The organism is Echinicola salinicaeni (assembly GCF_014280965.1).
In the GTDB taxonomy this organism is placed as follows: domain Bacteria; phylum Bacteroidota; class Bacteroidia; order Cytophagales; family Cyclobacteriaceae; genus Echinicola; species Echinicola salinicaeni.
The window spans coordinates 20,651-34,396 of the sequence record NZ_JACODZ010000012.1; the positions used below are offsets into that span (position 1 = coordinate 20,651).

Genomic DNA, 13,746 nt, shown 5'->3' on the forward strand with positions numbered 1-13,746 from the left:
TTAATAATCCAATATGAAAGCAGTCATCATAAGCAAACCGGGCAAACCTGAAGTACTAAAGGTACAGGAAAGAGATATTCCAAAACCAAAGGCCCATGAAGTATTGATAAAAGTCAAAGCTGCGGGAATCAACCGACCAGATATTATCCAACGAAAAGGTTTTTACCCCGCTCCACCTGATGCTCCAGCAGATATACCCGGTTTGGAAGTTTCTGGAACCATTACTGCGAAAGGTCCTGATGTGGAACATTGGCAAATTGGGGATGAGGTATGCGCGCTAATTGCTGGTGGTGGATATGCAGAGTTTGTTTGTGCACCTGCTGCTCAATGCTTACCCATCCCTGAAGGTGTATCCCTGATCGATGCGGCTTCACTTCCTGAAACATTTTTCACAGTCTGGAACAATGTTTTCGATATAGCCAACTTTGAACATGGAGAATCTGTACTGATTCATGGAGGAAGCAGTGGGATTGGTGTCGCTGCCATCCAAATGGTCAATGCACTGAAAGGAAAGGTCATCGTCACAGCTGGATCAGCAGAAAAATGCAGTATCTGTGAGTCTCTTGGGGCAACTAAAGCCATCAACTATAACGAGGAAGACTTTGAGGAAAAAGTGATGGAACTTACAGACGGAAAGGGTGTCGATATCATCTTGGATATGATCGGTGGAGACTATGGATCCAAGAACATCAATATCCTTAAAGCCAAAGGAAGACTAGTCATGATTAATGCCATGAAAGGAAAAATTGCAGAAATTGACTTGATTAAGATCATGAAAAACCAATTAACTATCACGGGCTCAACACTCCGTCCAAAATCCATTGACTATAAAGGAGAAATAGCCCAAAAGCTACTTAAACACATCTGGCCTTTATTCGGTAAAAAAATAAAACCCGTCATTTATAAAACTTTCCCACTGGAAAAAGCTGCTGAAGCACATCAACTAATGGAAAGCTCCAAACATATTGGAAAAATCTTGCTTCAGACCTCAGAAAACACTTAAAGACCCTTATTCAAAAACATTAAACAAAGTTCAAAAATTATATAACCATACTGTTTTTCAATAAGATAAAATGAAGTAGCTTTATTAGGAACAACTCAAAATCCTATGAAATGCTTTTTAAGATTATTTATGCTCCTGTTGACCTTACAAAGTCTTTCAGCCTGCCAAGGTCAAGATAAGGAACAATCTGAAACCAATAAAAATATTCAGGTAATCACCAATGTAAACCTTATAGATATCCGAACTGGGGATATTCAAAAAGCTCAAGTTATTGTAGAAAACCAAAAAATAAAAAGCATCTTAGAACCGAGTACCGAAACAGTAAAGAATGCTGTTTTGATTAATGGAGAAGGTAAATACCTAGTTCCAGGGCTTGCAGAGATGCACGCACATATTCCCTCAGTAATTTGGAATGATCCCCAAATGGAAGAAACATTATTCTTATATCTTTCAAACGGTGTCACTACTATTAGAGGCATGCTAGGCCATCCTCTTCACTTGACACTAAGGGAAAAGGCAGATAGCATGGCCATTTTAAGCCCGAGAATTTATACCTCCAGTCCCTCCCTAAACGGCAATAGCGTCACCACAGTGGAACAGGCCCAAACAATGATCACAAACTTCCAAAAAGAAGGCTATGATTTCCTTAAGCTTCATCCAGGAATCCGATTACATGTATTTGACCAGATCGTAAAAACGGCAAATGAAGTAGGAATTCCCTATGCTGGACACGTTTCTACTTTGGTAGGCATCAGGCATGCTTTGCAAAGTAAGTATGCCAGCATAGACCATGTAGATGGGTTCTTGGAAGGTTTGGTTCCAGAATCATTGGAGGTTAATCCTAGTGAAAACGGACTTTTCGGATACAATTTCACTTCTTTGGCAGATACCAGCCTTATACCAGAACTTGTCCAAATGTCCTCAGAAAATAAAGTGTGGGTAGTGCCTACCCAAAGCCTTTTCACCCGCTGGTTCTCCCCCATTCCTGCTGATTCTTTGGCTAATCAAGCAGAAATGCAGTATATGGCTCCTGAAGTGATTGAAAACTGGACCAACAGCAAAGTTAACCTTACGGAGGGCGAAGGCTATGATCCGGGACAATGGGAAGATTTCATGCACATCAGAAAGCTATTGATCAAATCCTTACATGATAATGGACATGGCTTATTATTGGGATCAGATGCTCCACAAGTATTCAACGTTCCTGGCTTTTCCATCCAACATGAACTCCAAGCCATGGTTGATGCTGGCTTAAGCCCCTTGGAAGCATTACAGATTGGTACAATCAACCCGGCACAATATTTTAACCAAGTAGGGAAATTTGGAGAAATCAAAGAAGACGCAAGTGCTGATTTGATATTATTGGACAAAAATCCCTTAGAAGATATCAAAAATATGGAACACCCCGCTGGGGTAATGGTCAGGGGACGATGGATAAACAGAGACGAAATTGACCAAAAGTTAAAATTCATATCTGATAAATTCAAAGCAGAAAAATAACTTCACAAATCACTGATTATAAAGACATAAAAAACTTAATAAAGCATCAATGAAACCTTTTTATTAAAATAAATGTATATACATTAAATTCAACTACATTAATTAATCCAGGAGGATATCATGAAGGATACAGCAATAAAAAAAATCAGACAATTAGGTTTCCAGTGGCAGACCCAAGATCCTTTCTTGTTTTGTGCCTATCATTTGGATGATTACCCTGAAGGCAACGAAAACCTAGGCCCAAAAGCTTCTTTGGAAGGAAGAAACATAGGTCAGGATTTCACTATTAAAGATGGCTGGAGAATGTACCATGGTTCTAAAGTTCCTGGATTTCCAGCGCATCCCCATAAAGGCTTTGAAACAGTTACGCTCGTAGAAAGAGGTTTGGCTGACCACTCCGACTCCTTGGGCGCTGCCGGTAGATTTGGAGAAGGAGATGTACAATGGATGACAGCTGGTAAAGGGGTAATGCACAGTGAAATGTTTCCATTGCTCAACCAAGACAAAAAGAATCCTTTGTTACTTTTCCAATTATGGTTAAATCTTCCCAAAGCCAGTAAAAATGTGCCTCCACATTTTAAAATGCTATGGGCAGACACTATTCCTTATCATAATGAAGTAGACAAAAATGGCTACAAAACAGAAATCAAAGTAATTGCTGGGCAAATTGGTAAAACCAAAGCACCTGCTCCAAACCCTGATTCTTGGGCTGCTAATCCTAAAAATCACGTAGCTATATGGACCATTAAAATGGATGCCCATGCTACTTGGACCCTTCCTGCAACAGAAGAAGGCATCAACAGGAGCTTGTTTTTCTATAAAGGAAGTCAATTGGAAACAGAGGGTTTCGAACTCCCTGAGGGACATTCTATGGATTTGTATTCTGAAAAGGAAATTACCTTTGTTAACGGAGATCAGCCAGCTGAATTACTCTTTTTACAGGGTAAGCCTATCAATGAACCTGTCGTACAACATGGTCCATTCGTAATGAACAGCAATCAGGAAATTCATCAGGCCATAAAGGATTTCCAGACTACCCAATTTGGAGGTTGGCCATGGCCGAATCATGAGCCTACCCATCCAAAAGAAAGGGGGAGATTTGCTATACATGCAGATGGCAGAGAGGAAATAAAAGATTAATGCTCAAGAGGCTGTTTCTTTAGGAAGCAGCCTCTTATTTTTTATTTTCAAATAAGGTATCCCAAGAAAATTCTTGTATTGATTTTTTTAGACTTTCTATGGCTTTATCCTCATAGTTGTCTTGATTAAAATCCAGTTCTGGTAATAACACGACCTCATCAAAACCACTTTCTACGGCCTCATCTTTTTCTCCGGAAGTAATGATTAGACATTTTTTTCCCAAAGACTTAGCCAGCTGAAGTAATTCATAGCTCCCCTTCCCTCCTGCCGATTGGCTATCATAGCGACCTTCTCCAGTGATTATCCAATCAGCAGCTTTAACCTTCTCCTCCATTTTAACCTGATCAAAAAAATATTGAGCTCCAGATTTTATCTCCACCGGAAAAAAGGCACTCAAGCCCAGTGCAATCCCACCTGCAGCTCCAAATCCCTCCCTATCCATTAAAACTCCTTTAGACTTCTTCTGTAAAAGTTGAAAAAGGCTTTTGGCTGAATCCTCAAATGCTGAAATATCATCAGAGGCGATCCCTTTCTGTGGCCCAAAAACAGGAACTGCCCCATTTAGCCCGAAAAAGGTGTTGTCCACATCACAAAGACAGGTAAAGCGAATAGATCGTCTTTTCGCTGGTCTTTGGATATGTGCTATTTGGGAAATAAAACCATGGCCAAACATGGAAATCTCCCTACCATTTTGATCAAGAAAAATAAAACCCAAGGCCCTCAAAATACCCGTTCCCATATCCACGGTGGCACTGCCTCCAAGTCCAAGAATTATTTCATCAACTCCTTCCTTAATAGCATCAATAATAAGCTCCCCAGTACCATAAGTACTGCTCAGCTGGGCATCCACTTGAAAAGGCTTCAAGCCATTCAAACCACTCACTGTGGAAACATCCATCATGGCCTTCCCTTGACTTTCATTCAAATAAAAAACGCCTTTCTTAGGTCTTCCAATAGCATTTAAAGCAGTTGATTCCCTAGCTTCCCAACCCAGCTCATTGGCCAATAAAAAGCAAGTCCCATCACCTCCATCGGCAATGGGACTTGTTTGTATATCAAGATTGGAATCAATGGCTAGAAGGCCATTTTTTATAATTTTGGCAGCCTGGTCCGCCTTAATGGTTCCTTTGAAGGCATTTGGAGCTATTAGGATGTTCATATATCCTTTTCCTTCATTCTTTTGAAATAATCCTTGGTTGCGGCAATGACCTTAGGTGAAAGATAAATTGCCGAAATCATGGTTGGAAAAGCCATGATAGCATACATCCCATCCACAAAACTCATCACCACTTTCAAGGATACCACTGCCCCGCCTACTATAGTAACCAAATAGAAATAATTATAATAATCTGCCTTGTCTGCACCAAAAAGGTAATTGAAGCACTTGTGACCATAATAGCTATAGGTAAACATCGTAGATAATGCAAATACCAACACTGCAGCCATTAAGAAGTATTTGCCTAGACCCGGAATACCACTTTCAAACGCAGAAAGGGTCATCAACACACCGTCCTTTTCTCCAGATTCCCAAACGCCTGTAACCATAATGGTCAGGGCAGTCAAAGTACATACTATTATCGTATCAATAAATGGACCCAACATGGCAATCAAGCCCTCTCTCACTGGTTCCTCATTTTTGGAGGCTCCATGCACCATCGGTGCCGTACCAATTCCTGCTTCATTGGAAAAAGCAGCTCTTCTAGCCCCTGTAATAATCACAGCCCCTACTGATCCTCCTAGAACAGCCTTACCGGAGAAGGCATCCTCCACAATAAACAATAATGAAGATATAATCTGGTCATTGAACCGCACCAAGATCAGCACAACGCTGATAAAATACAGACTGACCATAAAAGGGACAAGTTTTGAGGCCACATTGGCTATCCTTTTAATTCCTCCTAAAATAACCGTAGCAACCAAAATCATCATTGAAATACCCAAGATCCATCGTGTGATAGCACCATGGTCAAGTCCAAAGGGCTTTAACATCACTACTCTCAAAACATCCGTCAACTGGTTTGCCTGAAATATGGCCAACAGCCCCATAATCCCAGCGACACAAAATATAATAGACATAGGCTTCCATTTCTTGCCCATCCCCTCTTCTATTACGTACATTGGACCACCTTGAATATGTCCTGCACTGTCTTTTCCTCGGTACATGATCGCCAAAGTACAGGTAAAATATTTGGTAGCCATTCCCACGAAAGCAGATACCCACATCCAGAATATGGCTCCCGGTCCACCGGTACTAATAGCCAATGCTACTCCACTGATATTGCCCAAGCCTACAGTAGCAGCGATGGCGGAGCTCAAGGCTTGGAAGGAAGTGATATCCCCTTTTGCATTTGGATCATCATATTTGCCACCTACCACTTTCATGGCATGCGCAAATCCCCTGAAAGGGATCAAGCCTGAATAAAGAAATAAGAGGGTTCCCCCGCCCAATAAAAGGTAAAGCAACGGCCATCCCCAAATCCAATTACTAAAATCAATAATTAATTGCCCCATAAGATTAGGTGGTTCTTTAACGATTTAAATGACCCTATTGGCCTCCTGATAATAAAAACAAAATGAATATTAGCACCAATTTCCTATTAATCCAAACCTTGATCAAATTCTGAACTTTGGTCAAAACGTATGAATGAATGGCTTTCAATACTTAATATCTGATATGCTTTGATTTAGTATAGTAGATTTATGCTTCACACTTATTAAATCTTTCTTAGAGTCCAATAAATTGTTAGTGAATTTAATGCTCATTGATTTATCTGATTTACGGGGATTTTTTTTTGTAGGGTAATCATTAGAAAACTTTAAGTAGGTTTGTAAATAACACCTAACAGCACTTTTTACGTGATAATCCATGGAATCCGTGGGAGACATTTTTTTTCTATCTCGAAAAGTAGATTCTTTGTTTAAAATTAAGGGCTCACGAATTTCTCCGATTTACACGGACCTTTTGTAGGGTAATCATTAGAAAACCTTAATTAGGTTTATAAATAATACCTAACAGCACTTTTTCCGTGATAATCCGTGGAATCCGTGAGAGACATTTTTTTTCTTTCTCGAAAAGTAGATTCTTTCTTAGAAATTAAGGCTCACGGATTTCTCTGATTTACACGGACCTTTTGTAGGGTAATCATTAGAAAACCTTAAGTAGGTTTGTAAATAACACCTAACAGCACTTTTTCCGTGATAATCCGTGCAATCCGTGAGAGACATTTTTTTTCTTTCTCGAAAAGTAGATTCTTTCTTAGAAATTAAGGGCTCACGAATTTCTCCGATTTACACGGACCTTTTGTAGGGTAATCATTAGAAAACCTTAAGTAGGTTTGTAAATAATACCTAACAGCACTTTTTCCGTGATAATCCGTGCAATCCGTGAGAGACATTTTTTTTCTTTCTCGAAAAGTAGATTCTTTCTTAGAAATTAAGGGCTCACGAATTTCTCCGATTTACACGGATATATTTTATCTATAAAGAAAATACATTGATTTTTCTAATCGCCTAAAGCTATTTTAACCTTTCATATCAACAATTTCTCAGCAAAAATCAGTGCCATTCGTGTGGACTTCCCTCTGTCTTCATAAAGTATATACTTTTATAAAATACCACATTTCAATAATAAAAAACATAGCACTATCTGATAATCCTTATTATTTTTGGTTTCAGTTTGATAATCAGTATATGGTACAGCACAAGGGAAAAACAGTCGTTATTAAAATAGGTTCCAATGTCCTAACTCGTGCAGACGGATCCCCGGACAAATCAAGAATGGAAGCCCTTGTCCATCAAATGGTTTACCTACGCGAACAAGGAATCAAAATTGTATTGATCTCTTCTGGTGCAGTAGCCTTTGGACGAAAGTCAACGGTTTTTGAGGAAAAAACTGATCAGGTCGTTCAAAAGCAAATTCTTGCTGCTATCGGTCAGATAGAGCTGATCAATTCCTATAAATCCCTTTTTGGCAATAAAAAAACTCCCATTGCACAGATAATGGTCACCAAAAGTGATTTCAGGGATAGAAAGCATTACCTGAATATGAAAAACTGCCTGGAAGGATTAGTAAAAAACAATATCATTCCAGTTATCAATGAAAACGATACTGTAGCAGTCACTGAGCTGATGTTTACGGACAATGATGAATTAGCAGGATTAGTAGCAGCCATGATGGATGCTCAGGAAATGATCATTTTAAGTAATGTGGATGGTATTTTCAAAGGCCATCCCAATGATCCTGACTCGGAGTTAATCGAACTTGTAGACGCCAAGTCTCCATCTATGAACAGCTATATCTCCTCTAGCAAATCCTCATTTGGAAGGGGTGGGATGCTAACCAAAATGAATATGGCCAAAAAATCCGCCGATTTAGGGATTGGAGTGATAATAGCCAATGGCAAAAGAGAAAATGTATTGATTGACTATTATCATCAGACGCTTCGTTGTACCTACTTTGAGCCTTCCAAGGCCAAGCTTAACCCCAAAAAGTGGATTGCCCATAGTGAACATTATTCAAAGGGTGAATTGATCATTAGCAGTGGAGCAGAAAGTGCCCTAAAATCCAGTAAGATTACCAGCTTACTCCCTATCGGAGTTGTAAAGGTGAAAGGAGACTTTATAAAAGGTGAAATTATAAGAATAATCAGTGAAGATGGCAGGAAAATTGGTTTAGGTAAGGCCGCTTATGGCGCTAAAGTAGCTGTCGAAAAAATAGGTTTAAGTAATCAGAAACCCATAATCCATTATGATTACCTCTACCTCCACCACAACAATCAATAATTATGAATTTACAAGATACATTCGCTAAGGTAAACAAAGCCAGTAGGTCTCTGGCATTGCTCACAGAAGATAAAATCAATAAGACATTAGATGATCTTGCCCAATTAACTTGGGAAAACATTCCTGAAATATTAGTAGCCAATGAAAAGGATCTGGCAAGAATGGATCCGGAAGATCCAAAATATGACCGACTCAAACTTACCAAGCCAAGGATAGAAGCGATTGCCGAAGATATCTTAAATGTGGTCAAACTCCCTTCTCCCCTAAACAGGACCTTATCAGAAAAATCCTTAGAAAACGGGCTAAGATTAACAAAGTTATCCGTTCCCCTAGGTGTAATTGGTATTATATATGAAGCTAGGCCAAATGTAACCTTTGATGTGTTCAGCCTTTGTTTGAAATCAGGAAATGCCTTGGTGCTAAAAGGAGGTAGTGACGCCCATGATTCCAATACAGCCATTGTCAAACTGATCCACCAAGTACTGGAGAAAAACGGTATTGATCCTGATATAGTAGCCCTGCTACCACCTGACAGAGAGGCCACCGCCGAGATGCTGCAAGCGGTAGAATATATTGACATCATCATCCCAAGGGGAAGCCAGGGACTAATCAATTTTGTAAGGAATAATTCAAAAGTTCCAGTCATTGAAACTGGGGCGGGTATAGTTCATACCTATCTGGACAAATCCGGTGACATTGGAAAAGCAGCAAAAATCGTTACCAATGCCAAAACCCGAAGAGTAAGTGTCTGCAACGCATTGGACTGTTTGGTGATCCATCAGGATAAGCTAAAAGATTTACCAAAAATCGCCCAACCATTGGGAGAAAAGAAGGTAAAAATCTTTGCAGACAAAGCCGCATATGAGATTCTAAAAGAAAACTATCCTAAAGCACTATTATTTGAAGCCGAGGATGAACATTTTGGAACTGAGTTTCTGGCCATGACTATGTCCATTAAAACTGTTCCCTCAATGGAATCTGCTTTGGAACACATTGCCAAACACAGCTCCAAACACAGTGAAGCGATCGTAGCTGAAGATCAGGCTGCTTTAGATCTATTCCTTAAATCTGTCGATGCAGCAGCGGTTTACGCCAATACCTCCACGGCCTTTACAGATGGTGCCCAATTTGGACTTGGAGCTGAAATAGGTATCTCCACCCAAAAGCTACACGCCAGAGGCCCTATGGCCTTGGAAGAACTTACTTCTTATAAGTGGATCATTCGTGGAGATGGCCATATTAGGGATTAAGCTAAATTCGCCCTTAACATCCAAGATTATATTTTAAAAGCCGGGTTTCGAACCCGGCTTTACTTTTTTCTAAATCCCCCATCACCGTCTTAATTTCAAAAAAGTTGCATGGATCTATTTTATTAATTATGAGTACTCACCTAGCCTTGAAACCAAAAATATCCCATAACAGATTTAATAAAATCAATATGCTCTATTGGCTTAACCAGAAACATGGGCTTTCTTGTAACTTTATAAGCCATTAACTAGAAAAGCTTTGAAAGCAATTACCCGAAACCAATATGGAGACAGCAAAGTCCTCCAAATAAGCAAGCTTGAAAAACCTGTCCCCTCCTCTAAGGAGTTATTGATAAGTGTTCATTTCACCACTGTTAACAGGACGGATTGTGGAATTTTAACAGGAAAGCCCTTTGCCATTCGATTTTTTACGGACCTATTAAAACCCACTTCAAAGGTCACAGGGACTGATTTTGCGGGTGAGGTGGTGGGCATTGGTCAAAACGTAAAAAACTTTAAAGTTGGAGATCGGGTTTGGGGATTGAATGATGAAGGGCTAGCTTCACAGGCTGAGTTTATGACAATAAATGAAAACAAAGCAATTTGTTTAATACCAGAAAATATAAGCTATCAAGAAGCTGTTGCTTCTGCAGAAGGAGCTCATTATGCCTATAATTTTGTGAATAAAGTTCATCTAGAAAAGGGAAATAAAGTCTTAGTAAATGGCGCTACAGGAGCCATTGGTTCTGCGGCTCTCCAGATTCTAAAAAGTCAAGGACTCTATGTTACTGCAGTGGGAAACGGCAAAAATATAGATTTGCTAAAGTCCCTTGGTGCGGACAAAATCTATAATTTTGAAAAAGAGGATTTCACAGAAATAGATAAGGAAAAATACGACTTTATTTTTGACGCTGTTGGGAAGAGTTCTTTCGGGAAATGCAAAAAGCTGCTTGTGGAAAATGGTATATATATTTCCTCAGAACTTGGTCCAAATGCAGAAAACCTCTACCTGCCTTTGATCACAAAGTTTAAAAATGGAAAAAGAGTGATCTTTCCGTTTCCACAAAATTGTAAAAGAAGCTTATTATTTATCAAACAACTTATGGAGAAAGGCAAGTTCAAAGCAATCATAGACAGGTATTATCAGCCTGGGGAAATTAAAGAGGCTTATAATTATGTTATGAGTGGGCAAAAGACCGGAAATGTGCTTATCAATTTCTCATCAGATCAAAATCCATTATCCTAATTTACAGCTTTTCCATCAATTGATAGATCAACTAATTATTACCATTAAATCGAAAACAATTTGAAACTTATAACTAAGCCTGAAGTCGCTGCAGTATTTGCTGAATACCCTGACTTTGTTAGGCATAAAATGCAGGATTTGAGAGAACTGGTCATCAAAACTGCCAAAGAAATAGAAGGAATTGATGAACTGGAAGAAACCCTGAGATGGGGAGAGCCCAGCTATATCTGTAAAAAGGGTAGCACACTTAGGATGGACTGGAAAGCCAAATCCCCTGACCAATATGCCATGTATTTTAAATGCACCAGTAGATTAGTTGAAACTTTTAAGTTGGTTTTCGAAGACAAATTTCAATTTGAGGGTAAAAGGGCCATAGTTTTTCAATTAGACCAAAAAATCCCAGAAAAAGAACTGCAAGCATGTATCAGGGCTGCCCTTTCTTATCACAAGGTAAAGCAATTGGACGATTTAGGAATTCAGTATTAAGAACAACCTTTAATACATTGAACAAAAGTCAATACTTTAAGTAGATTAAAATAGAACATTTCACAAAAATGTTAAACTACTTATAAACAACAAGGTATCTTATTGAACTTAATTCAATAATAACTCTTTCATTCATACTTCAAAAAAGGTCCAACCAATAGGTCGGACCTTCTTCTTATTCTCAAGTTATTAACCATTGTAATGGCTATAACTGTGTCATTTTACTTTCTCAAAGCTTTGTAGGCATTGATCAGGCCATTGGTAGAAGCATCATGAGTGCTTACTTTTTCATCCCCCTCCAATTCTGGAAGGATATTCTTGGCCAATACCTTACCCAATTCCACACCCCACTGGTCAAAGCTGAAAATGTTCCAGATAGCACCTTGAACAAAGATCTTATGTTCATACATCGCTACCAAAGCTCCCAAAGTATAAGGGTCAACCCGTTTCACCAAAATGGAATTTGTAGGTCTGTTACCTTCAAATACTTTATGAGGTGCCAATTTTGCAATCTCCTCCTCAGATTTTCCAGCTGCTTTAAGCTCTGCCTTCACCTCTTCCAAAGACTTGCCATTCATCAAGGCCTCAGTTTGGGCAAAGAAATTGGACAATAACTTCACGTGATGGTCTCCAACTGGGTTATGAGAAATGGCTGGCGCAATAAAGTCACAAGGAATCAAATGTGTGCCTTGGTGGATCAACTGATAGAAAGCATGCTGGCCATTGGTACCTGGCTCTCCCCAGATGATCGGACCAGTAGTATAATCCACTTTCTCTCCACTTCTGGAAACATATTTACCATTACTTTCCATATTTCCCTGTTGGAAATATGCCGCAAATCTGTGTAAATACTGGTCATAAGGAAGGATAGCCTCAGAAGATGCTCCAAGGAAATTGGTATTCCAAATACCAATCAAAGCCAATATTACAGGGATATTTGACTTCAATTCAGTTCCCTTAAAGTGATTATCCATGGCATGAGCTCCCTCCAATAATTTCTCAAAGTTGTCAAAGCCAATCGCACAGGCAATTGGCAGTCCAATAGCCGACCATAGAGAGTATCTTCCTCCTACCCAGTCCCAAAAAGCAAACATGTTTTTGGTATCTATTCCAAAGGCAGCCACAGCATCAGCATTGGTAGACAAAGCCACAAAATGCTTGGCAATAGCTGATTCATCCTTTGCAGCCTCCAAGAACCAAGATCTGGCAGAATGCGCATTGGTCATGGTCTCCTGAGTGGTGAAAGTCTTAGAAGCAATGAAGAAAAGGGTAGTTTCAGGATCCACCTTTTTCAAAGTTTCTGCGATATGCGTACCATCCACATTGGAAACAAAATGGATATCCAAGTTTTCATTTTGGTAAGGTTTCAATGCTTCTGTCACCATTACTGGCCCCAAATCACTACCGCCAATACCAATATTGACCAAAGATTTGATCGGTTTACCCGTGAAGCCTTTCCATTCTCCTGCATTGATTTTATCGGCAAATTCCTTCATTTGCGCCAATACCCCATTAACATCAGGCATAACGTCCTTGCCATCCACTTTAATAGGACTGTTCGAACGGTTTCTCAAAGCAGTATGTAATACCGCACGGTCTTCTGTTTGGTTGATATGCTCACCGGCAAACATGGCCTCAATGGCAGATGGTAAGTCCGTCTCCTTGGCCAATTCAAAAAGTGCAGACATCACTTGATCGTCTACCCTGTTCTTAGAGTAATCAAGTAAAATATCCTCAAATTTGGTTGAATATTGATCAAATCGTGATGCATCTGCAAAAAGTGATTTGATGCTTTGCCCTTTTTGTACTTCAGAAAGGCTGCTGAGTTTCTTCCAGGCTCCTGTTTGGGTTGGATTGATGTTTTTCATGTGTTGGTTTATGATTTAATTGGTCACATGGAACCCCTGCCAATGATGGACAGGTTTACTGAATAAAAAATCACAAGTCGGATTAATTACCCATTTTGGTTTCATTAATTAAGGTCTAGGGAGCAAAAATAAGATTTATATTGGACCAATAAAATTATCATTCAATTAACCAAAATTTAAGAAAATCCCGATTGACTTATACCCCCTCCTACATTTCTGATAATGCTGGTCAATTTTTTCTGACTATCCATCACTTTGCAAGTAGAACAAGAAAGGCATAATATTATCCATAACTCTGTTAGTCGGCTTTTGGAGCATTCGGTTTTGGGACAGTTGATGGTGGCGTTAAGAAAATGAGTTAGCTCGCGTAGTGAACAAGCGAGATCCACTTATTTTTAGCCAGTAGCGACTGGCACAAAATCAAATTGAGGAGCGATAATCGTATTCGAATCTTTATTTGATCAATTTGAAGAA

The 13,746-nt window shown here is 39.4% G+C and carries 10 protein-coding genes; 7 read left to right on the top strand and 3 right to left on the bottom strand.

Annotation, left to right across the window (positions count from 1 at the left end; translation table 11 throughout):
* Window positions 1–13: 13 nt before the first annotated feature.
* The 3 genes from H7U17_RS19305 to H7U17_RS19315 all read left to right on the top strand — a co-directional run bounded on the left by H7U17_RS19305 (window position 14) and on the right by H7U17_RS19315 (window position 3,643).
* Entirely contained in the window at window positions 14–1,003 is a 990-nt protein-coding gene (locus tag H7U17_RS19305; RefSeq protein WP_186758493.1) for an NAD(P)H-quinone oxidoreductase, read from the top strand.
* 105 nt (window positions 1,004–1,108) lie between these two features.
* A complete protein-coding gene (locus tag H7U17_RS19310) occupies window positions 1,109–2,503 on the top strand; it encodes an amidohydrolase family protein (protein ID WP_186758494.1) in 1,395 nt (464 codons plus the stop codon).
* 120 nt (window positions 2,504–2,623) lie between these two features.
* Window positions 2,624–3,643 carry a pirin family protein gene (locus H7U17_RS19315; protein WP_186758495.1) on the top strand — a complete coding sequence of 340 codons (1,020 nt, stop codon included), beginning with the start codon at window positions 2,624–2,626 and terminating at the stop codon, window positions 3,641–3,643.
* 34 nt (window positions 3,644–3,677) lie between these two features.
* On the opposite strand, the gene H7U17_RS19320 is transcribed toward H7U17_RS19315, so the two are convergent.
* Together H7U17_RS19320 and H7U17_RS19325 are read right to left on the bottom strand one after the other, a co-directional pair.
* Window positions 3,678–4,802: a glycerate kinase family protein gene (locus H7U17_RS19320; RefSeq protein ID WP_186758496.1), complete on the bottom strand. Its 1,125-nt coding sequence runs from the start codon at window positions 4,800–4,802 to the stop codon at window positions 3,678–3,680.
* On the bottom strand, window positions 4,799–6,154 hold the full coding sequence (locus tag H7U17_RS19325; protein ID WP_186758497.1) for an alanine/glycine:cation symporter family protein: 1,356 nt from the start codon (window positions 6,152–6,154) through the stop codon (window positions 4,799–4,801). The genes H7U17_RS19320 and H7U17_RS19325 overlap by 4 nt, the downstream gene beginning before the upstream one ends.
* A 1,179-nt stretch (window positions 6,155–7,333) precedes the next feature.
* On the opposite strand from H7U17_RS19325, the gene proB reads away from it, so the two are divergent.
* From proB to H7U17_RS19345, 4 genes are all read left to right on the top strand, one after another.
* Window positions 7,334–8,425, top strand: a complete 1,092-nt coding sequence (proB, locus tag H7U17_RS19330; RefSeq protein ID WP_186758498.1) for a glutamate 5-kinase — start codon at window positions 7,334–7,336, stop codon at window positions 8,423–8,425.
* A gap of 2 nt (window positions 8,426–8,427) precedes the next feature.
* A complete protein-coding gene (locus H7U17_RS19335; protein WP_186758499.1) occupies window positions 8,428–9,675 on the top strand; it encodes a glutamate-5-semialdehyde dehydrogenase in 1,248 nt (415 codons plus the stop codon).
* A 256-nt stretch (window positions 9,676–9,931) separates the two neighbouring features.
* Complete coding sequence (locus tag H7U17_RS19340; protein ID WP_186758500.1) at window positions 9,932–10,918, top strand: NAD(P)-dependent alcohol dehydrogenase; 987 nt, start codon at window positions 9,932–9,934, stop codon at window positions 10,916–10,918.
* Window positions 10,919–10,978: 60 nt separating this feature from the next.
* On the top strand, window positions 10,979–11,404 hold the full coding sequence (locus H7U17_RS19345; protein ID WP_230981501.1) for a DUF1801 domain-containing protein: 426 nt from the start codon (window positions 10,979–10,981) through the stop codon (window positions 11,402–11,404).
* 221 nt (window positions 11,405–11,625) lie between these two features.
* On the opposite strand, the gene pgi is transcribed toward H7U17_RS19345, so the two are convergent.
* On the bottom strand, window positions 11,626–13,272 hold the full coding sequence (gene pgi, locus H7U17_RS19350) for a glucose-6-phosphate isomerase (protein WP_186758501.1): 1,647 nt from the start codon (window positions 13,270–13,272) through the stop codon (window positions 11,626–11,628).
* Between the last annotated feature and the right edge of the window lie 474 nt (window positions 13,273–13,746).